Source organism: Palleniella muris, from assembly GCF_004792655.1.
GTDB classification, from domain to species: Bacteria; Bacteroidota; Bacteroidia; order Bacteroidales; family Bacteroidaceae; genus Prevotella; species Prevotella muris_A.
Map to the genome: position 1 here is coordinate 17,974 of NZ_SRZC01000025.1, position 25,769 is coordinate 43,742.

General features: G+C 43.0%; 28 protein-coding genes, 1 tRNA gene and 2 pseudogenes. 20 read left to right on the forward strand and 11 right to left on the reverse strand.

The features are described from left to right. Nucleotides 1–29: 29 nt before the first annotated feature. The 6 genes from E5358_RS12725 to E5358_RS12740 all read right to left on the reverse strand — a co-directional run bounded on the left by E5358_RS12725 (nucleotide 30) and on the right by E5358_RS12740 (nucleotide 2,450). Nucleotides 30–347: a hypothetical protein gene (locus E5358_RS12725; protein WP_135940559.1), complete on the reverse strand. Its 318-nt coding sequence runs from the start codon at nucleotides 345–347 to the stop codon at nucleotides 30–32. Further along, the gene (locus tag E5358_RS12730; RefSeq protein ID WP_135940560.1) at nucleotides 334–552 is read right to left on the reverse strand and encodes a hypothetical protein; all 219 of its coding nucleotides are present in this window, start codon (nucleotides 550–552) and stop codon (nucleotides 334–336) included. Before E5358_RS12730 ends, E5358_RS12725 begins: the two co-directional genes overlap by 14 nt. Continuing rightward, a complete protein-coding gene (locus E5358_RS15430; RefSeq protein WP_277821301.1) occupies nucleotides 552–683 on the reverse strand; it encodes a hypothetical protein in 132 nt (43 codons plus the stop codon). The genes E5358_RS12730 and E5358_RS15430 overlap by 1 nt, the downstream gene beginning before the upstream one ends. Then, nucleotides 680–943, reverse strand: coding sequence for a hypothetical protein (locus E5358_RS12735; RefSeq protein ID WP_135940561.1), 264 nt, complete (start codon nucleotides 941–943; stop codon nucleotides 680–682). Before E5358_RS12735 ends, E5358_RS15430 begins: the two co-directional genes overlap by 4 nt. Nucleotides 944–1,267: 324 nt before the next feature. After that, on the reverse strand, nucleotides 1,268–1,432 hold the full coding sequence (locus E5358_RS15135) for a hypothetical protein (RefSeq protein ID WP_168354670.1): 165 nt from the start codon (nucleotides 1,430–1,432) through the stop codon (nucleotides 1,268–1,270). Between the two features lie 439 nt (nucleotides 1,433–1,871). Further along, nucleotides 1,872–2,450, reverse strand: coding sequence for a hypothetical protein (locus E5358_RS12740; protein ID WP_135940562.1), 579 nt, complete (start codon nucleotides 2,448–2,450; stop codon nucleotides 1,872–1,874). Nucleotides 2,451–3,343: 893 nt separating this feature from the next. Here E5358_RS12740 and E5358_RS12745 point away from each other — a divergent pair. The 9 genes from E5358_RS12745 to E5358_RS12785 all read left to right on the forward strand — a co-directional run bounded on the left by E5358_RS12745 (nucleotide 3,344) and on the right by E5358_RS12785 (nucleotide 10,379). Further along, nucleotides 3,344–6,025 (forward strand): helix-hairpin-helix domain-containing protein, encoded by a 2,682-nt coding sequence (locus E5358_RS12745; protein WP_135940563.1) that lies wholly within the window; start codon nucleotides 3,344–3,346, stop codon nucleotides 6,023–6,025. A 2-nt stretch (nucleotides 6,026–6,027) separates the two neighbouring features. Then, nucleotides 6,028–6,921: a nucleoside/nucleotide kinase family protein gene (locus E5358_RS12750; protein ID WP_135940564.1), complete on the forward strand. Its 894-nt coding sequence runs from the start codon at nucleotides 6,028–6,030 to the stop codon at nucleotides 6,919–6,921. Nucleotides 6,922–6,924: 3 nt separating this feature from the next. Then, on the forward strand, nucleotides 6,925–7,701 hold the full coding sequence (locus E5358_RS12755) for a 3'-5' exonuclease (RefSeq protein ID WP_135940565.1): 777 nt from the start codon (nucleotides 6,925–6,927) through the stop codon (nucleotides 7,699–7,701). A gap of 4 nt (nucleotides 7,702–7,705) precedes the next feature. After that, nucleotides 7,706–8,083, forward strand: a complete 378-nt coding sequence (locus E5358_RS12760) for a hypothetical protein (protein WP_135940566.1) — start codon at nucleotides 7,706–7,708, stop codon at nucleotides 8,081–8,083. A gap of 68 nt (nucleotides 8,084–8,151) precedes the next feature. Then, the gene (locus E5358_RS12765; protein ID WP_135940567.1) at nucleotides 8,152–8,649 is read left to right on the forward strand and encodes a hypothetical protein; all 498 of its coding nucleotides are present in this window, start codon (nucleotides 8,152–8,154) and stop codon (nucleotides 8,647–8,649) included. After that, on the forward strand, nucleotides 8,642–8,938 hold the full coding sequence (locus E5358_RS12770; RefSeq protein WP_135940568.1) for a hypothetical protein: 297 nt from the start codon (nucleotides 8,642–8,644) through the stop codon (nucleotides 8,936–8,938). The genes E5358_RS12765 and E5358_RS12770 overlap by 8 nt, the downstream gene beginning before the upstream one ends. Next, nucleotides 8,928–9,182 carry a hypothetical protein gene (locus E5358_RS12775; RefSeq protein WP_135940569.1) on the forward strand — a complete coding sequence of 85 codons (255 nt, stop codon included), beginning with the start codon at nucleotides 8,928–8,930 and terminating at the stop codon, nucleotides 9,180–9,182. Before E5358_RS12770 ends, E5358_RS12775 begins: the two co-directional genes overlap by 11 nt. Before the next feature lies 1 nt (nucleotide 9,183). Then, complete coding sequence (locus E5358_RS12780; protein ID WP_135940570.1) at nucleotides 9,184–9,798, forward strand: glycoside hydrolase family 19 protein; 615 nt, start codon at nucleotides 9,184–9,186, stop codon at nucleotides 9,796–9,798. Then, nucleotides 9,795–10,379, forward strand: a complete 585-nt coding sequence (locus tag E5358_RS12785; protein ID WP_135940571.1) for a hypothetical protein — start codon at nucleotides 9,795–9,797, stop codon at nucleotides 10,377–10,379. The genes E5358_RS12780 and E5358_RS12785 overlap by 4 nt, the downstream gene beginning before the upstream one ends. A gap of 124 nt (nucleotides 10,380–10,503) precedes the next feature. Here E5358_RS12785 and E5358_RS12790 read toward each other — a convergent pair whose 3' ends face one another. From E5358_RS12790 to E5358_RS12800, 3 genes are all read right to left on the reverse strand, one after another. Further along, complete coding sequence (locus E5358_RS12790; RefSeq protein ID WP_135940572.1) at nucleotides 10,504–10,875, reverse strand: hypothetical protein; 372 nt, start codon at nucleotides 10,873–10,875, stop codon at nucleotides 10,504–10,506. 70 nt (nucleotides 10,876–10,945) lie between these two features. Continuing rightward, entirely contained in the window at nucleotides 10,946–11,251 is a 306-nt protein-coding gene (locus tag E5358_RS12795; protein WP_135940573.1) for a hypothetical protein, read from the reverse strand. Then, a complete protein-coding gene (locus E5358_RS12800) occupies nucleotides 11,248–12,342 on the reverse strand; it encodes an AAA family ATPase (protein ID WP_135940574.1) in 1,095 nt (364 codons plus the stop codon). Before E5358_RS12800 ends, E5358_RS12795 begins: the two co-directional genes overlap by 4 nt. A 221-nt stretch (nucleotides 12,343–12,563) precedes the next feature. Between E5358_RS12800 and E5358_RS12805 the strand changes: the two genes are divergently transcribed. Next, nucleotides 12,564–12,636 (forward strand) — tRNA-Met (locus tag E5358_RS12805). A 109-nt stretch (nucleotides 12,637–12,745) separates the two neighbouring features. Here E5358_RS12805 and E5358_RS12810 read toward each other — a convergent pair. Further along, nucleotides 12,746–14,008, reverse strand: coding sequence for a tyrosine-type recombinase/integrase (locus E5358_RS12810; protein ID WP_135940575.1), 1,263 nt, complete (start codon nucleotides 14,006–14,008; stop codon nucleotides 12,746–12,748). Nucleotides 14,009–14,268: 260 nt separating this feature from the next. Here E5358_RS12810 and E5358_RS12815 point away from each other — a divergent pair. The 5 genes and pseudogenes from E5358_RS12815 to E5358_RS12835 all read left to right on the forward strand — a co-directional run. Beyond that, nucleotides 14,269–15,039, forward strand: a pseudogene (locus E5358_RS12815) (helix-turn-helix domain-containing protein); the annotation flags it as partial. A 131-nt stretch (nucleotides 15,040–15,170) separates the two neighbouring features. After that, nucleotides 15,171–16,295 carry a tyrosine-type recombinase/integrase gene (locus E5358_RS12820; protein WP_135940577.1) on the forward strand — a complete coding sequence of 375 codons (1,125 nt, stop codon included), beginning with the start codon at nucleotides 15,171–15,173 and terminating at the stop codon, nucleotides 16,293–16,295. A gap of 198 nt (nucleotides 16,296–16,493) precedes the next feature. Further along, nucleotides 16,494–17,270, forward strand: a complete 777-nt coding sequence (locus tag E5358_RS12825; protein ID WP_135940578.1) for a hypothetical protein — start codon at nucleotides 16,494–16,496, stop codon at nucleotides 17,268–17,270. A gap of 340 nt (nucleotides 17,271–17,610) precedes the next feature. Then, complete coding sequence (locus tag E5358_RS12830; RefSeq protein WP_168354674.1) at nucleotides 17,611–17,916, forward strand: helix-turn-helix domain-containing protein; 306 nt, start codon at nucleotides 17,611–17,613, stop codon at nucleotides 17,914–17,916. A 2-nt stretch (nucleotides 17,917–17,918) separates the two neighbouring features. Beyond that, the gene (locus E5358_RS12835) at nucleotides 17,919–18,512 is read left to right on the forward strand and encodes a BT4734/BF3469 family protein (RefSeq protein ID WP_135940579.1); all 594 of its coding nucleotides are present in this window, start codon (nucleotides 17,919–17,921) and stop codon (nucleotides 18,510–18,512) included. Here E5358_RS12835 and E5358_RS15435 read toward each other — a convergent pair. Further along, nucleotides 18,466–18,810, reverse strand: a complete 345-nt coding sequence (locus E5358_RS15435) for a hypothetical protein (protein ID WP_277821302.1) — start codon at nucleotides 18,808–18,810, stop codon at nucleotides 18,466–18,468. The two genes, E5358_RS12835 and E5358_RS15435, sit on opposite strands and share 47 nt — an antisense overlap. Between E5358_RS15435 and E5358_RS12840 the strand changes: the two genes are divergently transcribed. The 5 genes and pseudogenes from E5358_RS12840 (at nucleotide 18,700) to E5358_RS12860 (ending at nucleotide 25,768) form a co-directional block, all read left to right on the forward strand. Next, complete coding sequence (locus E5358_RS12840) at nucleotides 18,700–20,397, forward strand: DUF3987 domain-containing protein (protein ID WP_422121085.1); 1,698 nt, start codon at nucleotides 18,700–18,702, stop codon at nucleotides 20,395–20,397. The genes E5358_RS15435 and E5358_RS12840 overlap by 111 nt on opposite strands. 202 nt (nucleotides 20,398–20,599) lie before the next feature. Next, nucleotides 20,600–22,153 (forward strand): annotated as a pseudogene (mobV, locus tag E5358_RS12845) (MobV family relaxase). Between the two features lie 2 nt (nucleotides 22,154–22,155). Next, nucleotides 22,156–22,452 (forward strand): hypothetical protein, encoded by a 297-nt coding sequence (locus E5358_RS12850; RefSeq protein ID WP_135940581.1) that lies wholly within the window; start codon nucleotides 22,156–22,158, stop codon nucleotides 22,450–22,452. A gap of 222 nt (nucleotides 22,453–22,674) precedes the next feature. Continuing rightward, a complete protein-coding gene (locus E5358_RS12855) occupies nucleotides 22,675–24,237 on the forward strand; it encodes an RNA-directed DNA polymerase (protein ID WP_277821305.1) in 1,563 nt (520 codons plus the stop codon). Further along, complete coding sequence (locus E5358_RS12860) at nucleotides 24,227–25,768, forward strand: S1 RNA-binding domain-containing protein (RefSeq protein ID WP_168354673.1); 1,542 nt, start codon at nucleotides 24,227–24,229, stop codon at nucleotides 25,766–25,768. Before E5358_RS12855 ends, E5358_RS12860 begins: the two co-directional genes overlap by 11 nt. Nucleotide 25,769: the final 1 nt, after the last annotated feature.

Consider the following 25,769-nt stretch of genomic DNA (forward strand, 5'->3'; position numbering starts at 1 on the left):
TTGTCCGCTCCTGTAGGCGGGGTCTTGATTTATACTGTTTTGGCTCTCATACGTACAAGCATCTGCTCGTATGGAGTCATGTTTTTGTTGGCTCGCCGTATCAACTCTTTCAGGTGTTCACGCTCTGCCTTGTCTGTTTTGCTAAAATATTCGGATGTTGCACGGCTGTTTCTGTAAAATTGTGCCACAGTACAGAAATCAGCTCCTCCGCGCTTGCAGTTCTTGCGTGTCGCTTTCCCTGCACAAATTGCGCTTGCTGGCTTTACCTCCACGTTTTGGTGGAGTGGGGCTGTAGCCGTGCAAAGACTGCACTCCACACCCTTTATTATGACTTTACGCTTCTTCATGGTGCTCTAATTTTGCGGTTATAAGCAAATTGATTTTACACCACTTGCGCCAGAATTTGCGCCCCTTGTCTGTTGTTCCTGACAAGTACACGCCAAAAGCATATATAAGCCCGAAAAGTACGCTCCAGAGGCTTCCCCAGGCTAAGCTGAATGCAACGGGAGTGATTATTGCCGTACCCGTCACCCATATAGTGCACTGTTTCATTACGCTTCCTCCATATCTTTTACGGCTGTACTGTACGCCTCGTTTATCTCGGCATAGTTCACAATCTCGTCTGCACACCCGTTTATGGCATTTGCCAAGAGCATGCTCAAAAATAGTGTTTTGTTATTCATTTCTTGTTCCTCCTTTTGTCTTCTTTGAGTTCGTCAAATTCCTCTTTACCAATTACGCCCCCAAGAAAGAGGGTTAAAAAGGTTGGCAATATTGTGTAAATTGTGAGAACATCCGCAAATGGATGATTCTGAACAAATTCAGCAAATCCACCAAAGTTCATAACACACTCGAAATAAGTCACCCAAAACAGGGTGCAAATTACTAACGCTGAAACTAACCCGAACATAAATGACGGGTTCTTTACGATAAACTCTTTCATGTCTTCTTTTTTTTGATTAATAATTGGCTCCGTGGCTGTACATCGAAGACCACGCCCAAGGCGTACCACAGAAAAGTCTTAAATAACCTTAACGAAATGCGCAACGTTACAGATTATTCACTATCTTTGCAAAATAAAACCTTTAGGGCGGTTTAACCCGCCCGTGTGGCTAAACGCTGAATATTAACGTTATTTTGAAATGCCACACTTTCACAGAAAAGCGTATTTCCATAAAATAAAGGTTTTTATGGACGGTTCAGGCCGTCCGCCTTTGCCTGAAATATTCAGGACTTGAACGGGGGTGTCGGTGGCATCCCCGTCTTTTTATGCTAACCCAATGACAGCACGTAGGAACGCCGCCGCCTCCATCTTGTCTTTGTGCAACTTCTTTTCGATAAGTAATAACATATCGTTTACAGCCGTCTGTGTATTCAAATGACCTTTTACAAACTCAGTCATTATAAACTTTTCAAAAAATCGCTCGTTCATAATATTTGCATTTGATTGTTATTAATTTTGTACTGCTGGCGGTATCGCTCCGCTTGTCATTTCTTTGCAGTAGTTTTTTGTTGGTCGTTTCAGTCGTTTTTTATTAATGAGGGTGACGGCTCAAACGCCAAAATCTGTAACCCTCGCACGTGCGCCTTCGATGGTGTCTACCTCTTTTTTTTGCTAAATAACCTTAACGGAATATACACCGTTGCGGATTATTCGCTATCTTTGCAAAATAAAACCGTTACGGCGGTGGTGGTGTGCCACCGCCACGGCTTAATCTCTATTGTTGGAGACAAGCCGCAAAACGAAAATAATAATAAATACTATCATCATTTTATAACGGTTTTATGGACGGTTCAGGCCGTCCGCCTTTGCCTGAAATATTCAGGACTTTTTAGACGGGGCGTTACAGCACCCCGTCTTTTTATGCCTATTAGAAAGTAATTTCATCCTTTGACACTTCACGCATTTTTGTGTTCACGTTCTTGTGCGTAGCTGTCTTGCTTTCCGTTACATAGAACTTTTTAATGTCAGCAATTGCCTTTGTGTTCTTTGCATGCGCATTTTTCACCGCGTCATAGTTCCATGTATCAATGAGACCCATGATAACCATACGAGCGGTCCACTTTTCGCACTTTACAAGGTGGTACTCGCCCACAGAGCTAAATTCACCCTTTTTCGCATTCCATTCATAAACAATTTTGGCGTCTTTGCCTGTACCAACTTTTGCCGGTATTTTGCGCCATACTGCCATATCACCGTCAAGGCGCATTTCCTCATGCCACACCTTTGCGAGCGCTGACGGGGTTACACCCTTTGCACCGAATTTGTAGCCCATAAGGGCAAACCATTCACGCACAGACATTTTTGTGCCGTCATTCTCAAACTCATCTTTCATGGCTGAGTTGATTTGCGCACAAACCGCCTTAAGGGTCATTGTCATGTCAAGCACAGACTTTGCGCTTTTACGTACTGTTGTTGCTGAAACGGTTGCATTTGTCTTCTTTGTCATAATTCTGGCAGTTTCCACCCTATGGGTGCCCACTGCAAAAGCGTTAAGTTGTTGATTTTTGTTAATGATTGGTGTGCAGTGGGAGTCGAACCCACTGCACACCAAGTTCACCCCCCCCCCCCCCCCCGGTGTGCAATAAACCTATTTTGCCTGTATTTTGCTACCGACCCACAAGGGGGCTAACATAGTCACGGCACGCCATCTGCTGTATGTTAGCAAGCCCCTATAATTGTCCCTTTGCATCGTTTCCAAAGTGTCACACATTAACACCTTTCGAATGTGACTGCCATCTACATTTTGCGCCTATGTTAAGACATTGTGACGCTGTAGAGACGGTTTAATATTACCGTTCATTTGGTTGTGTGGTTGACTTCTTGATACTACACCGTTATTTGTTGTGGGGTGTGTGGTGTAGTTGAAACGTTTCATGTTAAGCCGTTCAAAGAAAAGTGCCGTGCCTACTGTATTACGCCGGAGACTATCAGTTAACACCGCTGTGTTGTTTCGTTCTGACATCTACAAGACTAATAAAAAATTTCGAATCTGCAAAAACAGTTGGCGAACTGATTTATAGGGGCTTAGAAATGTACGGATACACAGGCGGTATATAATGTGGAAAAATTTTTTGAAAGTTTTTTTTGTGGAGGGCTGAAAAGGGGATGTTTTTCTGTGTGGAGTGTTTTTTAGCCTGTTTTTGGGGTGTTTTTGAGGGTATTTTGAGAGTGTTAAAAAGTGGGAAAAATAAAACGCAAAAGAAATTACTCGCAAAGCTAACGCATTGATTATCAAGTAGTTATGAATTTTGACACAAAAATAGGGGTGTTAAATTTGCGAATTATTTTTTGCTTATATCCAAAAACTGAAAGAATGACAATATAAGGAGGGGTAAGGTCATGCGCCTTGCATTTGAAAACAAGAAGGTTCGTGACTACATTCAGAGAAATTATGAAGTCTTTGAGGATATTCTGCCATTGATGTACCAACCTCGTTCAGCAGGTATTCATGCCAGTGCTGTCATTGTTGTGCCTGAATATGTCAAAGGTCAAAAGGTAGAGTGCTTTAATGTATTGCCAGTGCGTAAGATGGATGGATTGCTTGTATCGGAAATATCTGGCAATGATGTTGATGCCATTGGACTTTTGAAGAATGACGTTCTTGGTATCGTTGAGCTAGAACGTATTGCTGATGTGCTTCGATTGATTCAGCAGAACTATGGCAAAACAATCACTATTGATGATATTCTGAATGGTGATTTGAACAATCAGAAGGTTTATCAGTTGATACGAAAGGGATTGACACAAGGTGTATTTCAGATGTCTGGTGATGGTATTACTCGCTACATTATGGGTATGAGACCTGATAACATAAACGACCTTATTGCTTCAGTCGCCCTGTTTCGTCCTGGTACATTGGACTCTGGTGCCGCAGCTGGTTATGTCAAATGCAAGAATGGTCAAGAAACGCCAGAATATCTTTGGAGTACATACGATATCCTGAAAGATACATTTGGCTATATGTGCTACCAGGAACAAATCTCTCAGACTGCACAGAAAATTGGCAGTCTTTCCCTTGCTGATGGTGTAAACTTGGTGAAGGCATTAAGTAAGAAGAAACTGGAGAAGGTTCGTAAGTTCAAGGATAAGTATTTTGATGGAGCAAAGAAGAATGGTTGCCCTAAAGAGGCTGCTGAAAGGATATGGAGCAATGTAGAAGATGCTGCAAAGTATTCATTCAACAAGTGTATCTGTGGAGATGAATATCTTTGGGGGCGTCATAAAACTCATGGCAATAAAAACGCCATTACCATTGCGGAAGCATATAAGACTATGAATGACCTCCAATGGGCAAAAAGACATAATAAACTTTCTCTACGCAGTAAATATTTGCGTTGTGGATACGGTACATGCTGGTCTTTGAATGCAGAAAAGAGACTTGTAATAAATAGAGTAAAGGACATTCGGTATGAGGGAGTGCGACCTGTATACCGAATCACTTTGGAAACTGGGGAAACAATAGATGTAACATCTAACCATCGTCATCCAACTGTGAATGGCATTAAGCGTACAGATGAATTAATCGTTGGCGTGGACGAAATGTATGTGCGCGCTGGATATGTCAAAGAGGATACATGTTACCGTTTTACAGACAAAGGGCGAATTAATAATACAGCATACCACTCAAATGCCAATGTGGAACATTATACATACAACTCTCGCGTAGGTCATGAAGGGTTTATTCATCGTGACACGGCATACACTCGCCTTAAATATTACAAGAATAATTTAATGAAAAATTATTGTGAAGAGTGTGGTGCGGAAAATTGCAGATTGGAAATTCATCACATCAATGGATGTCATGGTATAGCTGGTGAGAATTTCAACAATTTGCAAACGCTTTGTGTTAGCTGTCATAAGAAGAAACATTACGTAATGGGAAGAACGAAAATGGGGTGTAAGGGCATCTATACGCGCACATCAAAAATAATAGCTATTGATTATGTCGGTAAAAAGGATGTGTATGATGTGGAAATGGAAGCTCCGTACCATACCTTCACAACTGGCAATGGAGTTGTTACACACAATTCCCACGCAACGGCATACGGTCTCACAGGCTACATAGGGGCTTGGCTTAAAACATATTATCCCACAGCTTTCTATACTGTCATACTGAAGCATCAGAAGGAAAAGGAACTGCCAAAATTGATGCGAGAGATGAAGATTATGGGCGGCACAACAATAGTGGCTCCAGACATAAACGTTTCCGGTACAGATTTCATTACAGACTTCAACACGGGAAACATACATTGGTCACTCAGCCGTATCAAGCAACTTGGTGTACGGGGAGTGAAATACATCATGGAGGACAGGGATAAATTCGGTCCCTACACCAGTATTGAAGAGTTTATAGACCGTATCTTCAAGTATAAGCTAAAGAAATATCAATATTGGGACGACCCGGATACAAAAGAGCAATATGACCGTTGTCCTGTCAATGCAAGGGGTGTCAAGCACTTGATTATTGCCGGTGCTTTTGATAAAGTAGAGAATGTGCTGAGTGTCGTCGAGCGTTATGGCATATTGGCAAGGGCGGCTTCACATCTTGGATTCGTCATTAAGCCGACGGAGATTCCTGAGGACTTGCGTGACAAGCATTACTTCTGGTCAGAACAGCAGATAAAACTTTCCGGCATGGGAGAAATTGACTATGAGCGCATCTTCAATGAGGAAAAAGCCCCACACTTTATTTTCTATCCGTTAAGTGCCCTAAATACAATTTATGAGCAATCAAGTCAGGTAAGCAATCCTGCTATATGTGCTACTATTACGGAAGTGTCTGAAAAGTCTTTTAAGGACAAGAAAACAGGTGAGACAAAACATTTCGGCAAAGTTCAGATACGTCAGAATACCGATATAGCGACAGTAATTCTTTGGCCGGATGCATGGGAAGCCAAAAGAGACATATTTACTGGCAAAGTCGGGCACATGGTCATATCGGGCGTCATGATAAAATATAGCGATTATGAAAAGAAGCTTGCGATGAATATTACGCCAAAGTCTTACACTAAAATCTTATAAGTATGCCATTTGTATATGAAGAAGACATCGATGTTCCAATACCCAAGGTCAGCAAAAAGACCATAAGCTTTGAGGAGGAGTACTACAGGTTTGTCGAGTCAGCCAATCAGCCATTGGAGATAGGGCACGTGAAAAGACCCGTAGGCAGAAGGAACTATCTGGATAAATTGTTAAACCGCAAAAGACAGCTTACCATACAGTTTGTGAGATTCAATGTAATAGATTATGACGCCTACAATAAATTCCAATTGTACAGTATGGCGAAAAGTGCGCAGCGCAGCAAAAAACATCCTTTCCGCTGTAGAGTTGGAAAATTCACATTATTTGATATTTTAAGGACTGAAATGATAGGAAGAATCAGAGACTATTTGGAGGAGAAGCCAGTGAAAAAGAAAATATTGTGTATAGTCGGAGAGTCTGGCGTTGGGAAGACACTTGCCTCTTTGCATTTACAGAACCATTTAGGGGCAAATGTAATCTGCTCTTTTACAACCAGGCCACCACGCGAAACAGAGGAGGAAGGCAGGGAGCATCACTTTGTAGATGTTGTACCTCCACCGGAAGAACTGCTTGCTTTTTCGGTATTCGGCAATTATAGATACTATGCCACAAAAGCGCAGGTGTTCGGGCCATGCACAGTGTATGTGATAGACGAAAAGGGACTTCTTGACCTTCGGAAACGCTGGAAAGACGAATATGAAATATACTCTGTCTATATCACTCGCAAGAAAATGCTGAGGCGGAGAAGGAATGTGCCAGACTGTAGAATGAGACGTGACAACTATCGCCTGACGCTGGATTTAAGTTTTTATAACTATGTTGTCAACAACAATTCGACAAAAAAATGTCTATTTGAAAGTATCGAATCAATCTACAACGAAGTAAAGGATAAATAAAATATGGCAGCACCCAAAACAAAAAGCACAATACTGACAGCATTCGTCCTTGATTTTGAGACAGGAGGGCTGGATTGTCAGAAATGTGGAGCGACACAACTTTCTATTCACGCAATAAGAATGGATACGTTTGAAGTTATGAACACGCTTAACCTGTATTTCGCCCCATACGCATATCAGGCACTGGGAAAACCAAAACGGAAAACTCTGAAAAGCAAATATGATATTGAGGAGCCTCCAATGATGGAATATACAGAAAGGGCATTTGAGGTGTCGGGACTGAACATGGAGATTCTCGAAACGAAAGGACTGCCGTTGATAGAAGCCTGCGAACAGATTCTTCAGTTTATAAAAGACAATACATTTGATGTGAAGAGAAATTGCCGCCCCATACTTGTTGGACAGAATATTATGTTTGACATCGGCTTCCTGACCCAGATATTCAACTATGCCGGATTGTGGAATGAATTGACAAAATTGCTGAGAGGGGTCAAGGACTTTTGGGGAAACTTTCAGCCCTATTACCTTGATACAATTGTATTCAGCCAACTTGCATTAAGTCATATTCCGGAAATAGAAAGCTGGAGTCTTGGTGAATTATGTGAAATATTGGGGATAGAGCTGGATGATGCCCATGATGCAGATGCCGATACAGAGGCTACAAGGGAAGTTGTGCGGATTCTTACGGCAAGAATGAGAAATGAGGACGCTGATACTGATGGGGCGGGCTCATTGGTGAAAACGAAGAAAATAAAAACAAGGGAACATTTTAAGATTTGAAACTATGGGAAGTAAATTTAGATTCAATCCTTCCACGGGAACGATGGAGGCTGAGAGTAGAGTTGAGGCAGACACAAAGGAGCAAAAAATATCTCAGGATTCAATGCGGAAAGTACATCTAAAGGCAGGGGGCAAACCGAACGTTTCAAGCACTGAAGGGATAGTACAGTTCCGTGAAAGAAGTGATTATACAATTTTTCAATTTATAGAGCCGAGAACCCAAAACGTACTTGGGTATATCGGCGGATATGCGCTTGATTTCAGTTTTAACTTGGAGCAAATAAAGAGTACTGAACGCATGGAACAGCTACTTGAAGGTATGAAGGGGCTATTCCGTAAAATGATTGCAGAACAAATTTTACGGCAGGTGGATAAAAAGTAAAACTATCTACGTTGATTTTGTTTATTATTATATATCAAATAGTGCAAATCAAATATAAGTATAAAATAATGGAAATCAACAATAAATACTTGACAGACGATGAAGCAAAGTTCTGTTTGCTTTACGTTAATGCCGCGGCTCCTTATGCCGGAAATGCAAGACTGTGCTACCAAAAGGTGTTTCCTGACGCACCGGATGAAATTGCGAACTTCGAGGCAAAGAGGCTTATGAAGAAAGAGGCTGTGAGTGAACGCATCAAAGAGCTCAATGCGATTTCCTTCCACATGGCTGAATTTATCAAGCCACAGACTACAGAGACACTTCTAAAAATTATGCATGAATGTGCAGAGGGCACTTATTGCGACAAAGATGGTAACGAGCAGTCCCCGGCAGCATTGAGGGCTGTTTCCGTTCATGCAGCAAAAGAGCTTAATTCTATGTATGGAATCAAGGAGGAAATAGCTCACAAGGTCAAGATTGAGGGGGATGGTCAAACAGGCATGGTCTTCAATTTGATAATGCCTGAGACAAAGGAAAACGACTTAAATATTGACAACAATGGATAGAACTGCAATATTTATTGCCCAGAATTTCAAGACAATCGTGTCCTGTATTGGTGTCGTCTTAGCCTTTTATATACAATATCAAATCAATATGGTAAGGGTTACTCAGTTGGAAAACGAACTTGTAAAAATGCATGCCCAACTGGACTCTCAGTATCAAAAGTTGGATGCCATTAAACTTGACAAGAGCGTATTTGAGGCAACGACAAAACAGTGGGCATCCATGTCTCAGGATATTCGAGAAATACGAACAACACTTGAAGGAATCTTACAGAGTGAACATGATAAATAAAGGTGATAGAGTAACAGTAAAAATCAGCCGTGATTTGCTGATAATGGGGCTTGGACCTCTTATAGGAAAAGGAGGTGTTGTCACTCAGCCAATGACAAAACACAAAACTCCCGGGGCGATGGTAAAAGTAGATGAAAAATTTATGGACTATTCCTTATGGTTTATTCCCATTAAGTCCATATCTGTCAATAAGACAAATTCACGGCAGAATAAAATCAAAATGCTGAAAGAGGCAGTTCTATGACATGCAAATTACACGAGAACAGATAATTGCAATAATGCCATGTGCAAATAACAGCGTTGACAAATATCTTCCATACATAAACAAATACGCAGAGGAGTTTCAGGTAAATACTTCTTTGCGTATAGTTCATTTTCTTGCACAAGTTGCAGTGGAATCTAATGAACTGAGGTGTGTGGAGGAAAATCTCAATTATTCGTCAAAAGGATTACTAACAACATTTCCTAAGTATTTTTCCAGGAATACAGCCGCTCTATATGCCCGTAAACCGGAGAAAATTGCCAACAAGGTTTATGCCAATAGGTGTGGAAACGGGAATGAGGCGTCTGGAGATGGCTGGAGATACCGCGGACGGGGATTGTTTCAGCTTACATTCAGAGCAAATTACAGTGCTTATAAGACATATTGCGGATTTGATGTAGTGAATAAGCCGGACTTGATAGCCCAGCCACTTGGAGCGACACGTTCAGCCTTTTGGTACTGGTGGAAACACGGCTTGAACTTGTTGGCAGATGCTGACAATACCATTGCTATCAGAAAGAAGATAAATGGAGGAACAAATGGCTTGCCGGATGTTCAGAAATATGTGGAAAGAGGAAAAAAGGTTTTTAATATATGACAAGATTTGGTATAGTATTGATAATTGTGGCATTACTGGGATATTCCGGCCGTGCCACAATGGCTTATATGGAGCAGTCCAAAAAGACAAAAGCCTTGGCTCAGACAATTAATGTGCTAAACCAGAATGTGGAAACTTGCAAAATACGGTTAAGCGATTCAGTTGCGATATACGCCGCGAGAGTTGAGAACTTGAATATGACAATTGATAATCTCCGGCATCGTTATCAGGATTTGTTGAAAGGCAACGGGATTAAGCCGAAAGAGGTGACTGCCATTACTGAAGTAGGGGTCGCTACTCACAATGTTGACACGGTACAGGTTGTAATTGACAGATTCGGAGGGTTAATGGCTTCATATACTGATGATTTTGCAACAATCAGCGTCAATATAGATAGTGCGAGAACTGCAATTATAGATTACAGTATCAGGGACTCCATAACGGTAATAAATTATCAAAAGAAACATAGTCTGCTGTTTGGTTTGATTAGATGGAAGGAAAATACAAGGACGGTCGTGTTCAGTAAGAATCCCAAGACAAGGATTGCTGGCGTTACTGCCATAAACAATATGGAGAAATGACTTATTTTGACAGCAACCTTTGCCCTCAAACGTGCCGACAATGACAAAGATTCCATAAAAACAAGAATAAGACAAATAGCCCCGGTCAATAATGGCCGAGGCTATATTTTGTGAGACAACTATTTTAATGTTTATGGAACTTATTTTCTGGAAAGTAGTAGTATAGGAACATTGGGAATGCGTTAAGTATTGCAACCTCCTCATTTTTATCTACATGTTTTGCAACCTGAGCATCAAAGACGGGCAACTGTTCAACATCGCTTTTATGTTCTGGCCATGAAACACTATCCGTTGTTAACATGTTAGCCTTAATGGCATGCTGCTGTACTATTAACTCCCAATTCGCTCTGTCTTTTAAATATGCATAACCTCTATAAAAGCAAAATCCTTTGGCCGCCTTCTTGAATTTATCTCCACAGCTGTTCTCACGTTTAACAATATATGTATGAAATTGTTTGTCCGGTAATTCTTTGGTATATTGGATACTTTCAATCATAGGATAACTGATAAATAGTTTTCCGTTATCTGTTTCCTCGTCAAAGAACTCCAGTAGCTCAAAGATTTGCTTATTTTTTTGTTTTCAGATTGCCGTTATAGAAATCATAATCAAAAAAGAGATAGATAGACTGAAAGTCGGAACTCTTGTATTGAAAAATCTCATTGTGAGGGTCTGTTTTCTTGATTTCAGTCTTCAGTACATCAACGGTATCGCCAAATCCACCAAAATCATCCTTCAGGCGTTTGTAGAATGTATATATGCTGCTACAGAATGAACACAATATCTGGTCATTGCTTCTGGAAAAGAACAGAGTCTTTATACCGTCATATAGGGCTGGTTCATATTTTTCCCCTTCAAAAATAAATAGTATCATATTTCAAAAGCATCTCCTCTATACATTTTTTCTATATTATTGCCCCAGCGCAATTCTTTTTCCGTGCATGCATTTAATGGCTTTATACGGCAATTGCCTATGATAAAGTTGCAGTCTGGACGTAGCAAGTCATTGGACATCAGATAAGTATTGTGTGATGTAACAAATATCTGATTGGAATATGCGAACAATTTTTTACAGATATTGAACGACAATGCAAAATGATAGAAGGCATCAAATTCATCAATCATGACAAATGACGCCTTGGACATTTTTTGAGTCCAGAAATACAACAGGGTTAATGAACTGGTGCCCGTTGATCTGATTTTATTAAATGGGACACCATTCCCCATATCACAAATCAACTGTGTGTCGCCCTTATTTGGATTTTTGAATTTAAATTCTTGCCCGCTGACAGATTCCAAGAATTTTGAAAAATCGGAGACAAGCCCATTCGCTATAATAAATTCCTCTATAAAAGACACCCTTTCGTCTAAACCGGCAAAGCCCCTCTCTTCATGATTCCAAAAGAGTAACATTCCATTGACAAACTCTTTTAGTTTTGTCAGCGGATGTTCCGAATCAAGGGGATAGACGCTCCACAGATAACCTAATACAGACACCTTATTACTGCTGTTGGCCAATTGATGTTTGTTCTCTGCTGTCATTGGGAACTCATCGCCTTCCAGTGACAATCTATTATCTTCCAAATTAAACACCATCTTGCCATCAATTGTGATTCTTTCTTGCTCTATTCCAGCCGGACTTTTGGCGTAAGTGTACTCAATAATGGAAGCTCCGAACTTGAAAGTGTATTCAAACTCCACAAGTTCTTGTGGATGATAAACATTGATAACTGTGTCTGTTTGGTGCGGATTTTTATTCTTCTGTGTGAGATGGAGTATTAAATCAAACAACGCAAGTGCTAAATTGGATTTACCGGCACCATTGGGACCATAAATTATGCCATTCTTCACTATACCATCCTTGATAGCGTTATTATTGAATGAGTAACTGCTTGGGTGTGACAAGTCCCATTCGATTCTATCTGAGAAACCACGATAGTTTTTAGTTGCAAATTTTGTAAGCATAGTGATTTTTATTTTATGTTAGTGTAGTTTGCAAAATTACAAAAAAAATAGCGGGTGTAATTTTTTTACGGTATAAAAATGTTTTTTGCATTGGCTTTTTAACTTCCGGTAACAAGTCCGTACAAAATAAAATACGATTCCAACCTTTATTTTTGCAATATTTAACGCCATCAATAAAACTTTTTGTGCTATTTTTGAGTAATATATTATATAGTAAATATCGCGGAGTGGAGCAGTCGGTAGCTTGTCGGTCTCATACGCCGAAGGTCACAGGTTCGAGTCCTGTCTTCGCAACAATACATTAGGTTTTAGTTTTGTTAAGTAAAAAGGTTGTGTTTGTTGTTTTGGCTCCTGCCATCAACAAGACGGAGGGGTTGGCAGTATCCAACTCCTCCGTTTCATTTTAGAATTGTATGGCATTAAGCACTTTGTTTCTGCTTGCCACATCTCCTTGATTGTTATAATAGATGCTTTCACAGTTCTTCACGCTTGTGCCCATCAGATTCGCAACATACAGTACCGGCACACCCTTGCTGATATAGTTCGTTATTGCCGTATGTCTGAAAGTATAGGTATGCAGGCTGAAATCACATTCAAGAATGTCACCAATCTTTTTCAGCCAGTGATTAAGAAGGCTGATAAAATGCTTGATGTCGCCATTGCTGGTCTTTTGGGTGGCGAGTTTGCGTTTACTACGTATCGGGAATATGTATCCGTCTTTGCTGACACTCTTCCACCTGTCCATAATCTCTTTCATCCTGTCATTAATGGGGACAGCACAGGGAATCGCCTGTTTTTCAGATATTTTTCTGCGCTTGAAAACAAAATGGTCAACACCTCCGATGTTCTTAATATCTGAATATCTGAGTGCTATTGCGTCACAAGGTGACTGTCCCGTATAAAGAATAAAGATGCAGAAATCATGGTACAGTTCGGAATTGGGATTGTGTGGCAGTTCACCTTTTGTGAGTGACACGAATTTCCGGCACTGTTCTGTACTCAGTGTATGATATTTCTGCACAGAACTCTTGTTTTTGCCTCTCCACCGACAGTTTTTTACAGTGGACATGTCGAACCATCCCTGCTTTTCCGCCTTGGCAAGAGTGGCATGCAGCATGGCTGATATGTAGACATGACCCTTACCTTGCCTTTCCTTTACAATCCAGTCCATCACATTATTTATAAATACTGAGTTGATGTCGGTAATAAGCAATTTGTCGTACTCTATCTTTTCATGTTCGCAAAATTCTTTCAGCCTTCCCTCTAACTTTGCGTACCCCTCGTAACTGCCCTTTACAGAACCGTCCGCATGAGTCCTTCTTTTCAGTTCGGTAATTATAAATTCTATCACCTGAGCAACGGTCTTTGGACCATCATTACCGAAGTTGTCCGCGTGTACGGCAGCGAGAAAACCGTAAAGGCTTCCTGTCCATTCAATGGCCATTCTGTCATACCTCTGCTTGTATTCGACAAGAATGGCATTGTTTTCTTCACTGTAGGGGGCTGAGGGGATAAAACACTGCTTCCTCTGGTTCCAATGCTTTTTCAGAAGTTTTCCCTTTAAGAGTTTGTTTACTGCGAGAAATTTTGTCTCTCCATCCTGATAGAAACGTAAACGAAGGCTAAAACCCGATGTCCCGTAAGACTGATAATTAATGTAGATCATACTCCAAAAATTGTTTGAATCACGTCATGAAATTGCTTGGATTTCGTACATAAAAACCATGCACACTTTTTGCGTGATTTTAGACTTTTGAAGCTGCTTTGGACTTTTTTTACAAAAGTGTGGAAGAGGAGTCTGTTAACCTTTCCAGCTTGTCAATTTGTGAGATAACGCTCTGTTTATCAAAAAAGTCCGCCAATGAATTAAACTGAAATTTAATCATCGTCGAACTTTCATCTTTTAGACATGACGTCATTCTGCGGAGAGAACAGGAATACCTTACTTTTTCCAAGGCGGCAGTCCTCATGGGATGCTCACGCCAGTACATTTATAAGCTCGTGTCGCAAGGCAAGCTGAAAGCCTCACGCATCAGCAGCCGCATGGCGATAATACGCCGTGCCGACATCGAGGCCATGCTGGAGGGAAATCCTTATAACAAGGTAGTCTTCGGCAACCGACCGAAAGCCGCAATTACTAAGCGGCATCAGAAGGAAACCGCACATGTTGCTGACGAACCTCTGACCTACCTTTCCGGCGAGGAGGTGATGTCCATTTATAAGGTAAAGCAGATGTGGCTTTACACCACCGCCAAGCGTAACCGGATTCCCATGTGCCGCATTGCAGGAAAAAACTATTATAGCAAAAGCCACGTGGAGGAATGTCTCGGCCTTACCGCTGACACTTCCGCAATCACCGAATGGCTCACCACAGACGAAGTGCTCGGGGAGTTCGGCATGAAAGCTGCCGCCATCCGTGCCAACGCCTACCGCCACAGCATTCCCACCAGGAAGGAACACGGCATCACCTATTATTCCAAGCCTCACCTTGCGGAACTGCGACAAACGGATGTGATGGCAGATGAACGCTACTGCACCGTGGATGAGGTGTCAGAGAAATACGGCCTGTCTAAAGCGAACATCCACCATATCACCAAAGTTCATGGCATAGAGAAGAAGAAAGTGGGCGTAAGAAACTTGCTACTCCGTGCTGATGTAGAGCGTGCGATGGCGGAAAGAGCGGCAAAGGGACTGTGAACAATAATTATAATACGTTTATCCGTAAATTACCGTCATTAACTGTCACCAATGGCATATCATTCAGTTCCTTTGCATCATGGAGAAACGCTCCACCCTGTAATATTCATCAATAATAATCAGAATAAGCAATGGCAAATATCTGTAAGACCGTGAACCTTTACACACGGAAAATCAAGGGCGGCAGGATGCTGTCCTACTTCCTCGATTACTATCCCGGCTACCGTGACGAAACCACCAACAAGGTGCTTCGCCACGAGTCTCTCGGCATTTACATCTACGCACACCCGAAGACACAGCGCGAGAAGGACTACAACGCACGCCTGTCGGAGAAGGCCGAGGCACTGCGCTGCCGCCGCTACGAGGAAATTGTAAACGAGCGTTACGAGTTCTTCGACCGCAACAAACTCAACGGTAGCTTCATTGACTACTTCAAGAAATACGCCGTGAAGAAGAACTCACGCTACGAGCAGGCGTTCCTGCACTTCAACTGGTTCACAGGCGGCAAATGCACCTTTGCCGAAATCACCGTGGAACTTTGCAACAAGTTCCTGGAATACCTGCGCACCACGCATCAGGCAATTCACACCAAGCGCAAGCTGCACACCAACACCATAGCCGGCTATTGGTCTGCGTTTCTCGGCACACTCCATGCCGCCCACCGTGACAGGAAGATAAAGGAGAATCCCTGTCCCTATTTAGAACGTGCCGAGAGCATTCCGACTGATAAGGTGGGACTGTCAGCGGAAGAACTCATACGTCTGGCAGAAACACCTTGTGAGGTTCCCGTGCTGAAAGCGGCATTCCTGTTCTCCTGCCTTACAGGACTGAGAAAGAGTGATGTCAAGACATTCTCTTGGAAAATGGTACAGCCAGAGGCGGACGGCACGCTCTATATCACCACCCGTATGCAAAAGACAAAGCAGATTGCCCACAATCCGATAGGGGACGAGGTGCTGGCGTTGATAGACAATAATTCAAGGAAGGGACTTGTGTTTCCCGGCTTCAAGGACAGCATGACACAGACAGTACTCAAACAATGGGTAAAGGCGGCAGGCATCACCAAACACATCACCTACCATTCGAGCCGCCACACCTTTTGTTCCCTGCAACTGGAGGCAGGAACGGACTCCCGAACCGTGCAGGAACTTGTCGGTCACAAGAACCTCGCCACCACGCAGCGGTATCTTGACAGCGTTGACCGCAGGAAGAAGGAGGCGGCAAACTGCATCACATTGAAACGCAAGCCGGAATAGCGTCAGTTTGTTGATGTTGCTGTCTAACAAGCGATTGGAGTATGATTTTGAGTATGAAATCATACCCCAATATTAATTTGTCATAAATTACTGCGTTTACTTGCAGCTATTTCCGCATATACCCGAACCGCCATGGTAACTTTGCAGTAAATAACCGTCACCAAGACGTAATATCAAACAATTACACTATCATAGAGCATGAAAAATTTGAATACGCTTATCAGCAAAGAGACCTGCCTTTTCTATGGCCTTCCCGGCACAGCCATCCTTGCCGTGTCGCTCATCCTGTCCTGCAAAGTCGGCAACGACTTCGGAGGGAGTACGTTTGTGAACACTGTTTCCTTCCGTGGCAGTAATGTCCTGTTGTGGCTGCTGTACTTGGTATTGTTCCAGTACCTGCCTGTTGACTTGATGAGGATTTGGCTGTCAAAGAAAAATTCTGCCGGCATTGACGCGGCGGAGACAAGTACTGATATAAATACGGTCAAACATCCAATTACCACTGTTCAACCCATGACAGCCGAAGAATACAAAGCCCATTGCGCCGAGTTTGAGCGTAAGAAGCAGGAGGAGCATCAAAAGCTCGTCAATCCCATCATGGACTATGTGGGCAGGGTGATGTCACCGTTTATGGAGGAAAAAGACCTTGACCTGCTCCGCAATGAGATCCGGGCATGGTGCGACAACCCGGGCTACAAGCCCCAGCCGGTCAAGTTAAAACCTGCTCATGAATACAAGGACAAGCTAAAGACTGTCTCTTTCAAGCATTTCGTCTGGAACATCGCCGCGAGGCTCGGATTCGAGAACGGATATTCTGTAAGAATACAGGCCAAATTCATCAAGTCATTGTTCCCCAACGAGCTTGCGGACATCGAGGCCAAGTCGTTGGAAAGAAGTCTGACCAGCTCACCTGACGACGGACACATCAAACTTGACAGACCGGTTTATACGGATAATTATATTTTCCACTTTTAACCACAACCGTCTTACTCTAATACCCACAATATGTTACAGGGAAGCTCGTCCGGGCTTCCCTTTTTCGTTGTATGCCATAGTGCCCTGTGTTACCTGTTGATTGCCACACAACACCTGCCTTATTCTCATTTTTACCTTTCTTTCCCTCCATTTTTACCCCTTGTTTCTTGATAGTACGATTATCTTGGGATTACCCGCCGATTACCGTCAATATCCTGTTTCACAGGCATATCATTCAGTTCCTTTGCCACCGGTTTTTAATACGACTAATATGCAATAAACTTTGACTTTCAACGACCTTCCGCAGGTCGTGGCCGAGCTTCGGGATGAGGTAATCGGCATGAGGCGGATGCTCAGCCATCTGCGAGACGAGAACGCACAACACAAAGAGAACACCCACCGTCCCATGTCGGTAGAGGAAGCGGCCGAATATCTGAAGATACCGCTACGCACCCTTTATATGAAACTGGGCAACGGCACAATCCCCGCCACCAAGCCGGGCAAGCGGTACGTACTCTATCAGGACGAGCTTGACAAGTGGCTGGAGTGCAACCGCAAGAATCCCGTACCGCTTACCGTAGAGGAAGAAAACGCGGCAATCCTCGCCTCCAACAGACGCAAGCCCGACAAAGCAGACTGGAGGTGAGTATGGAAGACTGCTATACATTTTCATTCTTCCGCGCACCGGTTCAGAACACGGTTCCGAATATGGCATTCAGCATCCTTGATGCCTACCGCTACATTTCGGGGCCAATAGCCAAAGAGCGGACGGAACAATTGCGTACCATGGCCTCACATGACGAAGCCAGACGGTTCAAGGCACAGCACTTTGACTACTGCACATTCTCTGGCCTGTTCTGTTCCCGCTCCTCATCACAACTCATCCAACATTCAGGGCTGATATGTGTGGATTTTGACCATGTGGAGAATGTGCCTGCGCTAAAACAGCAATTACTTGAGCATGAGTATTTCAATACTATCCTGATGTTCACCTCACCTTCGGGCAACGGGGTAAAATGGATTGTGGAAGTTAACCTACAAGGTTGGGAACACTCCCGTTTCTTCAAATCTATGGCAAACTGTCTGAAAGCGACAGGACTTCCTCCTGTGGACATCTCGGGCAGTGATGTGGCCAGAGCCTGTTTCCTGCCATACGACCCCGAAGCATATATCCATCCAAAATTTCAATCCTATGTCAAAGAAACCTTTTATACCCCTGCAGTGGGAAGCATGCTCGGATGAAAACCGCATGCCTATATGCAATAAGGTATGTTCTGACGATTGGGGCAACGATAGAGACAATGATGTGGAACGGATTGTCTCCTTGGTTGAACAACAGGGCGCAGACATTGCACCATCCTATGAGTAATGGGTAAAGCTCGGCTTTGCATTGGCGGATGGATTTGGAGAGAACGGGCGTGAATATTTCCTGCGCCTGAGTACCCTTCATTCTGGCTGTACCATTGAAGCTGCGAAACTGCAATATGACAAATGTCTCCGTTCCGGCAATTCCGGCATCACCCTGTCCACCTTCTTTCATCTGGCAAAGCAGGCCGGAATATCCATTTCCATACCAAGTGGTAAAATGGCAATTTGGCAAAATGGTAATTTGAGAGACCGTAAGGATAAACAAAACGGTGCGGAAATATCCAAAAGTCCAAATTGCCATATTGGTAATATGGAAATATCGGAGGAGAAAGAAGCCGTAAAAGTCCAAAATACCAAATATCCATATTGCCAAAACGGTAAAACGGACATTTCGGACAAATGGATATTGGAGGAAGAGGATCTGCCGCTTTTCCCCAAAGAGGTATATGAGCACCTGCCACCATTCCTCGATGGTGTGGTGCGAAGTGCCATATCACCGTCGGACAGGGATATGCTGCTGATTGGGGTAATTACGGTACTCTCTTCCACGCTGGGCAAAGTGAGCGGTGTCTATGATGAGCGCATTGTCTATCCAAATCTGTACCTCTTTGTCTCAGCTGATGCAGGCATGGGCAAGGGAGCGTTGACCCTGTGCCGTGAGCTGGTTGCGCCCATCAATGCCGAATTGCGTGCCGTGGCCAGACAGCAACAGGAAAATTCAGACAATGGCAAAGAGAAAGAAGTTCCCATGCCCACCCTTATCATTCCGGCCAACAGCAGTGCCAGCGCGTTCATCAAGACCTTGGCAGACAACAACGGTACCGGGCTGATGTTCGAGACGGAAGGCGACACGCTCAGCCAGACGTTGAAGTCTGATTACGGGAACTATTCCGACACGTTGCGCAAGGCGTTCCACCATGAGCCTGTATCGCTGTGCCACCGTAAGGACAGGGAATTTCTTGAGCTGGACTGTCCCAAGCTTAGTGTCGTATTGGCAGGAACACCCGGACAGGTCCGCAGCCTCATACAGGATTCCGAGAACGGACTGTTCAGCCGCTTCATGTTCCTCAATGTAAAGTTCGAGAAGAATATCCGCAACGTGTTTGCCGTGACCGACTCCAAGCATTCAAAGACAGAAGTGTTCCGTCGGTTAGGCGGGCGATACAAGGAACTGTCGGGAAAAATCCAACGGGAGGCGTCGGCATACGAGGTCAGCATTCCGCCTTTTCTGCACAGTCATTTCATGGAACACTACAACCGGCTGAACGACGAATGCTGCGAAGCCGTCGGCAACAGGATGCAGGGTGTGGTAAGAAGGAACGGCCTGATGGCATTCCGCATCATGATGGTGCTGACGATTGTCCGGCATCTGACGGATGACAGCTATCATCCGATAACGGAAGGACAGTCCCTGAAGCTGGAATGTTCCGGTGAAGATTACCATACAGCCCTCACTATTGCCGAGACATTGCTGTACCATTCCGCATACATGTTCCGCCGGTTGGAGAAACCTGTCACTCCATCATTGACAACTGGTAGAAATGACAGAAGAGAGATGCTGTACGGCATGTTGCCCGACAGTTTCACCAAACAGGAGTATCTTTCTATTGTCCGTCAGCAGGAGTTCAGCGAGAGCACCTGTAACAAATGGATTGACCGGTATGTTGCGGAAAACCGTCTCCGGCATTGCGGACACTCCAAGTATGAGAAGATACAGGATGCGCCGCTTCATGCCAATTCCTCATCGGCTCCCCAATAACGGAACTGTCCGCTCCGTGAGCTTGCTCTTATACAGACTTTACAAAAGTCCTAAACTCAATAAGGACTTTTTGCCTGGGAGCAACAAAGTCCCATGAGGCAGGGAACGGCAATGTACGCACATTGTCCCTGCACCCCGACAGCGAGCAAGCTCTTTTCATCCCATTTTATAGAAATGTTGAAACTCAAAAATACAGAAAATTATGATACAAGAACAGAAACAAGCCCTGCATATAGAGAACGGAAAATCATTCAGCCGTTCGGAAGCAAACGAGAACGAACGCCGCTGGGACGAAAACAAGATAGACAGGCTCAACCGTGATCCGGCCAACAATTATGACAGGACACGCATGCACCTGAACTTTGAAATTGGAAGTGACGGGAAGATTCATCCATTAGGCTATATGGACAAGCGGCTGGATGAGAGATTACAGGAACGGCTGGACGAACTGGAGTATCATCCGTTCAAGGCAGACAGCAAGATACAGCCGAACATCTGTGCTAGGCTCATCATTGGAGGAAACCATAAGCGGACACTTGAAATGGCGTTCGGGAACCAGACCGTGGACTTGAACAAGGGAGCGGACAACAGCCACTTGCATCGGTGCCGGGAAGTGGAAGACTGGGCATTGGATGCCTACCGCTGGTGTTGCGAGCAGTTCGGCAAAGAGAATGTCATCGGTTTTCAGGTGCATCTGGACGAGAAGTCTCCCCACTGCCATGCGCTTGTCATCCCCGTTGGAAGAAAAGGCAAGGAGAAAAAGTAACGGGTGATGTGGGCAGCCAAGTTTGGAAAGAACGGGAACGAATACAAGTCCATTCTTCATGCCATGCACACATCGCTCTACGAAACCGTAGGCAAGAAGTACGGGCTTGAGCGTGGCGACAGCGTGGAGTGACGCAATATACGGCATCTTGACAAACATGAGTTCTACCGAGAACAACTGAAGTTAGAGAAAGCCATCAAGGGACTGACAACCATGAAGGAGAATCTTGAAAGTTCCATTTCCCGACTTCAGGATGAGATACAGACTGTCCGTTGCCGCCTTTCTGACCGCAAGATAACGCTGCATGAGGCAGACAGCAAGGTGCATAAGCTGGAGAATGAACTATCAGCCTTGCAGGAGAAGCTATCGGACAAGGCAGGCAAGTTGCAGGAAAAGCAACAGGAACTAAACCGCTTGATGAAAGATGTCGGCAATGTTCATCAGATTATCACCCCGTTCAAGAATCACCGCATAGGTTTCACCGCTCCTCAAATCACGGAAGTACCGCCCACGTTCGGACGTGAGAAGTGGATGGAGAAACAGAATAAGCGGATAGACTCCATGTTCAACAAAACCGTTGCTGAGGTTGAAAGGCTGTATATGGCAGAAGCAGAAAAGCAGGTGAAAGCAGCCGGGCAGAACCAGCTGGTGGATTACAAGGAACTTCACCGATATAGGAATGAAAACGGGCAACTACGTCAATATATCCGGGATATAACCGAAGAGAACAACAATCTTAACGAGGCACTCTCAGGATTATTGGATGTTTTAGCCGTTCCGGATTTTCGGGAGAAGTTCTTCGCCATTGCAGATGCACTTATTGGAGGACATCCCGTTCCGGCATCCTCCGGCGGCGGAGGCGAGACTTCCGACCTTCGCTGGGACGGACGTAATCCCGATGAGGACGAGGAAACTTATAGACACAGGTGCCTGATGGCGGCAGTAGGAATAGTAATCAGTAGAAATAAAACAAGAGGATTTAGAAGATAATTATGGCATCAATAAAGATAAAATTCAGTCCCTCTACCCCTGTCGCATATCTGAACGATAAAGATCGTATGCCGAAGGCTTTTGTCGCAGGCGAACTGACCGAACAAGAGTTTGTCAATGCTATCTTCAGCCCTGCAGAACAAATCAATGAGGCGCAAGTTGCACTGCTCAATGCGGCCATGGAACTGGCAATGGGCGTGTCAGCTCAAGCACATGTAGGGACAGGTGGCGGTGGCTCAACTTCAGATTCGCCTTGGATGGATAAAAGAAAAGATAGCGAAACGAGAAAAAGGCGATAATCAAAGATACTTGATTCTTGTTTGCGCACACAAGTAGCAAAATAAAGACAATTCAAAGAAAAAACAAGGCTAAAACGTAATTTCCAGCCGTTTTATGCGTAAGTTTGTGATTATTTTTGTAATTTTATGTCCAAAATTTGACAATTCAAAAAAATACATTCAGAGGTTGATATGACAAAGAACATTTTATCACTGACATCGCAGGAAGCATTCGATTTCTTAATGAAGTCGGAACAATACCATAGCTTCGAACTACCGGAGTATTTCTGTTTTGATGAAGTACTCCAGTTTGTTCGTGATAGGATTGGTAAAAAGGTTTATGAAGAGTGTTTGAGTAATCAATTACCCGATGATCTTGATAATATCAATTTAGACATTCTTTTAAATAAGGACGGCAAATATGCAGTACGTCCATTAATCTTGGCTAATCCATATCTGTATTGCTTTCTCGTTCGAGAGCTATGCCAACCTACAAGATGGGAAGCTTTACAGAATTGCTTCAAGGAGTATAACGTGCCGCATCTCACCTCTTGTGCTCTACCCGTAGTGCCAGAAAAGGTTGAACCGTTTCATAAATCAACTACCATTCTGAATTGGTGGAGCGCGATGGAACAGCGTTCCATAGAGTTATCGTTGGAGTACAGGTATATGTTCGTTACAGACATCACCAATTGCTATGGCAGTATTAATCCGCAGTCAATTGAGTGGGCTTTGGCATGCAAGGGGACAGAATATGAGAATAACGATAATACTGAGTTGGCGTATAATATCCAGAAGTATTTGCGTGCTTTGCAGCATGGCCACAATATTGGTATTCCACAGGGAAGTGCCTTGTTTGACTTCATAGGAGAAATAGTGCTTGGCTATTCTGACTTGCTATTTCATGAAGCTCTGCAGAAAGAAGGTCTTGATGGTTATGAAGTAATTCGCTATCGCGATGACTATCGCATCTTCTGCAACGACCATGACAAGTTAGAGCGCATATCGTACATATTGCAGCATGTGCTCGAAACACTCAATCTGCGTCTTAACTCTCAGAAGACAAAGATAAGTGACAGCATCGTTACTGACTCAATCAAGTCAGATAAGTTATGGTATATATATAATACTCCGATTTTTAACAAGAAAGGTACCGACTTCGATAGCTTTGAGAAACATCTGCTCTATATACTGATGTTTAGCCGAGAATATCCCAATAGCGGACAACTCAAAACAATGCTTTCCGATTTAGATAGACGGATAGAAGAGTGGCTGAAACCATACGAAGAGAAAGTAACTACAATTTCACTATTAGAAGAAAAATCATCAAAGGCTAAGACTATCACTAAACTAAAGAAACTTACAGGTGGTAGTATTGCGGCCATGACTGCTGTTGCCGTACAGATAGCTTTGGAGAATGTCGCTATCAGCCATTATGCTCTTCGTGTCATCAGTCGCATGATAGATTCTCTTGAAGATATGCAGGAGAAACGTGATATCATTGACAAGGTGTACCATAAACTTTGCAAGCAGCCTAATTCAGACTATAACCAGCTATGGCTTCAGAACATGACGTACACCCAGGACAAGAAAAGTGATACGTCTCCATATACACTGCGCCTATGTCAGTTGGTTGATGATAAGCAGACTGAGTCATTGTGGAACAATGACTGGCTTGTCGAAGAAATGACAACAGGCATTCCATACAAGACTGTTGTTAATGGCGAAACATTGAAGAAGGTAACGCCTGTTATAACATTTAGGGAAACAAGAATATATAATGAATCCAACAACTATGACAGATAAACTTTCTATTGATCAAGCATATCCTTTGCATGAATTTTCGAATGTAATTCAATATATTTCTGACATTCAGTATTATCACACAATCGTTGAATTCAAATCTGAGGAAAATACAATAGTTGCCTTTCCGAACAATGATACATGTTTGTTGTCTGCACTTGAACCGGAAGATATTAATGGATTAGAACTGGGAAGTGATATAAAAATTCTCTATGAGGCAGATGGGCGAGCTGTGAAAGATAATAGTAAGTTGGCTTTATACTTGAATATTTTACCAAGAGCAAAAGACGGTCAAATATTTAAGGCTACAGTTGTTGGTGCTACAAAACAAGGATTATTGATGTCAATAGAAGGATTGCAATGTTTCATGCCAAAAGGACAGGTTGGACGCGAAAGAAACGGTGACTTGCAATCTTTTGTCGGCAAATCAATTGATGTCAAACTTATCAGTGTAAAACTTAAAGAAGAAGAGAGTAATAGATTTCTTCCAATTGTGTCACATAAAATACTTGAGGACGAAAATAATGCAATAGACACACAAAGTAAACTACAAGATCTAAAAGTTGGCTCAATAGTTCAGGGAATAGTAAAAAGCATTGCCAACTACGGAGTATTCGTAACTCTTTTCCCTTCTATTGATGGTCTTATACACATTACAGACCTGTCATGGGAAAGAGTATCTAATCCCTCAGACATCGTATCTATCGGGCAGAATATCACTGTTGTTATCCTTGATATTAATCAAACGAACGATGGCAAACTCAAAATTAGCCTTGGTCTGAAGCAATTGTCGCGGAGACCATGGGAACGATTAGACAAGGACACCAGAGAAGGAAATATCGTATCTGGCTCTATATGTAACATCACAGATTATGGTATTTTTATAAAGCTTCCTTCAGGTGTACAGGGACTCGTTCACAAATCTGAACTATCGTGGGATACTAAAGTTTCATCTATAGATTTTACAAAAGGGCAGATTCTATCTGCAAAAATCATCAATATTGATTGGGAAAAAGAAAAACTACTATTAAGCATCAAACAGATGGTTGCCGATCCATGGAAAGATATTGAGAACAAAATCTCTATAGGTGATATTGTTGAAGCGACCATAATTAACATTACGAATTTTGGAATTTTCGTAAATATTGCAGATGGCATTGAAGGAATGATTCACGTATCAGAGCTTTCTTGGACTGAGAAAATTAAAAAGCTTAAAGAGTATTATACTATTGGAGACCACCTGGATGCAGTTATTATCTCAATAAATAAAGACAAAAGAAAAATAGAGTTAAGCCACAAACGTATTCTTCCAAACCCTTGGCAAAACTACACAGTTGGTCAACATGTAACTGCAATCGTTATTGGAATTGAAAAGCAGGGCATTCAAGTAAAATTAGCAAATGACCATCTACCTGCATTTATTCCAGCTAAATTAGTGCCAAATGATTTTGCTATAGGAGAAAGCGAAATTTTGAAGTGCCAGGTACAAGAGATTGATGAAAACAAAAGAATAATAATCTTAGCAATTGTATAAA

What these genes read in the sequence shown, in the direction of transcription:
- E5358_RS12800 (WP_135940574.1), bottom strand. Translation starts at nt 12,342, where the DNA reads ATGCTTACAAAATTTGCAACTAAAAACTATCGTGGTTTCTCAGATAGA.
- E5358_RS12860 (WP_168354673.1), top strand. Translation starts at nt 24,227, where the DNA reads ATGACAGATAAACTTTCTATTGATCAAGCATATCCTTTGCATGAATTT.
- E5358_RS12735 (WP_135940561.1), bottom strand. Translation starts at nt 943, where the DNA reads ATGAAAGAGTTTATCGTAAAGAACCCGTCATTTATGTTCGGGTTAGTT.
- E5358_RS12770 (WP_135940568.1), top strand. Translation starts at nt 8,642, where the DNA reads ATGGATAGAACTGCAATATTTATTGCCCAGAATTTCAAGACAATCGTG.
- E5358_RS12750 (WP_135940564.1), top strand. Translation starts at nt 6,028, where the DNA reads ATGCCATTTGTATATGAAGAAGACATCGATGTTCCAATACCCAAGGTC.
- E5358_RS12780 (WP_135940570.1), top strand. Translation starts at nt 9,184, where the DNA reads ATGCAAATTACACGAGAACAGATAATTGCAATAATGCCATGTGCAAAT.
- E5358_RS12820 (WP_135940577.1), top strand. Translation starts at nt 15,171, where the DNA reads ATGGCAAATATCTGTAAGACCGTGAACCTTTACACACGGAAAATCAAG.
- E5358_RS12760 (WP_135940566.1), top strand. Translation starts at nt 7,706, where the DNA reads ATGGGAAGTAAATTTAGATTCAATCCTTCCACGGGAACGATGGAGGCT.
- E5358_RS12795 (WP_135940573.1), bottom strand. Translation starts at nt 11,251, where the DNA reads ATGATACTATTTATTTTTGAAGGGGAAAAATATGAACCAGCCCTATAT.
- E5358_RS12835 (WP_135940579.1), top strand. Translation starts at nt 17,919, where the DNA reads ATGGAAGACTGCTATACATTTTCATTCTTCCGCGCACCGGTTCAGAAC.
- E5358_RS12755 (WP_135940565.1), top strand. Translation starts at nt 6,925, where the DNA reads ATGGCAGCACCCAAAACAAAAAGCACAATACTGACAGCATTCGTCCTT.
- E5358_RS12825 (WP_135940578.1), top strand. Translation starts at nt 16,494, where the DNA reads ATGAAAAATTTGAATACGCTTATCAGCAAAGAGACCTGCCTTTTCTAT.
- E5358_RS12725 (WP_135940559.1), bottom strand. Translation starts at nt 347, where the DNA reads ATGAAGAAGCGTAAAGTCATAATAAAGGGTGTGGAGTGCAGTCTTTGC.
- E5358_RS12855 (WP_277821305.1), top strand. Translation starts at nt 22,675, where the DNA reads ATGAAGTCGGAACAATACCATAGCTTCGAACTACCGGAGTATTTCTGT.
- E5358_RS15435 (WP_277821302.1), bottom strand. Translation starts at nt 18,810, where the DNA reads ATGAAAGAAGGTGGACAGGGTGATGCCGGAATTGCCGGAACGGAGACA.
- E5358_RS12740 (WP_135940562.1), bottom strand. Translation starts at nt 2,450, where the DNA reads ATGACAAAGAAGACAAATGCAACCGTTTCAGCAACAACAGTACGTAAA.
- E5358_RS12785 (WP_135940571.1), top strand. Translation starts at nt 9,795, where the DNA reads ATGACAAGATTTGGTATAGTATTGATAATTGTGGCATTACTGGGATAT.
- E5358_RS15430 (WP_277821301.1), bottom strand. Translation starts at nt 683, where the DNA reads ATGAATAACAAAACACTATTTTTGAGCATGCTCTTGGCAAATGCCATA.
- E5358_RS12745 (WP_135940563.1), top strand. Translation starts at nt 3,344, where the DNA reads ATGCGCCTTGCATTTGAAAACAAGAAGGTTCGTGACTACATTCAGAGA.
- E5358_RS12765 (WP_135940567.1), top strand. Translation starts at nt 8,152, where the DNA reads ATGGAAATCAACAATAAATACTTGACAGACGATGAAGCAAAGTTCTGT.
- E5358_RS12775 (WP_135940569.1), top strand. Translation starts at nt 8,928, where the DNA reads ATGATAAATAAAGGTGATAGAGTAACAGTAAAAATCAGCCGTGATTTG.
- E5358_RS12810 (WP_135940575.1), bottom strand. Translation starts at nt 14,008, where the DNA reads ATGATCTACATTAATTATCAGTCTTACGGGACATCGGGTTTTAGCCTT.
- E5358_RS12830 (WP_168354674.1), top strand. Translation starts at nt 17,611, where the DNA reads ATGAGGCGGATGCTCAGCCATCTGCGAGACGAGAACGCACAACACAAA.
- E5358_RS12730 (WP_135940560.1), bottom strand. Translation starts at nt 552, where the DNA reads ATGAAACAGTGCACTATATGGGTGACGGGTACGGCAATAATCACTCCC.
- E5358_RS15135 (WP_168354670.1), bottom strand. Translation starts at nt 1,432, where the DNA reads ATGAACGAGCGATTTTTTGAAAAGTTTATAATGACTGAGTTTGTAAAA.
- E5358_RS12790 (WP_135940572.1), bottom strand. Translation starts at nt 10,875, where the DNA reads ATGATTGAAAGTATCCAATATACCAAAGAATTACCGGACAAACAATTT.
- E5358_RS12850 (WP_135940581.1), top strand. Translation starts at nt 22,156, where the DNA reads ATGGCATCAATAAAGATAAAATTCAGTCCCTCTACCCCTGTCGCATAT.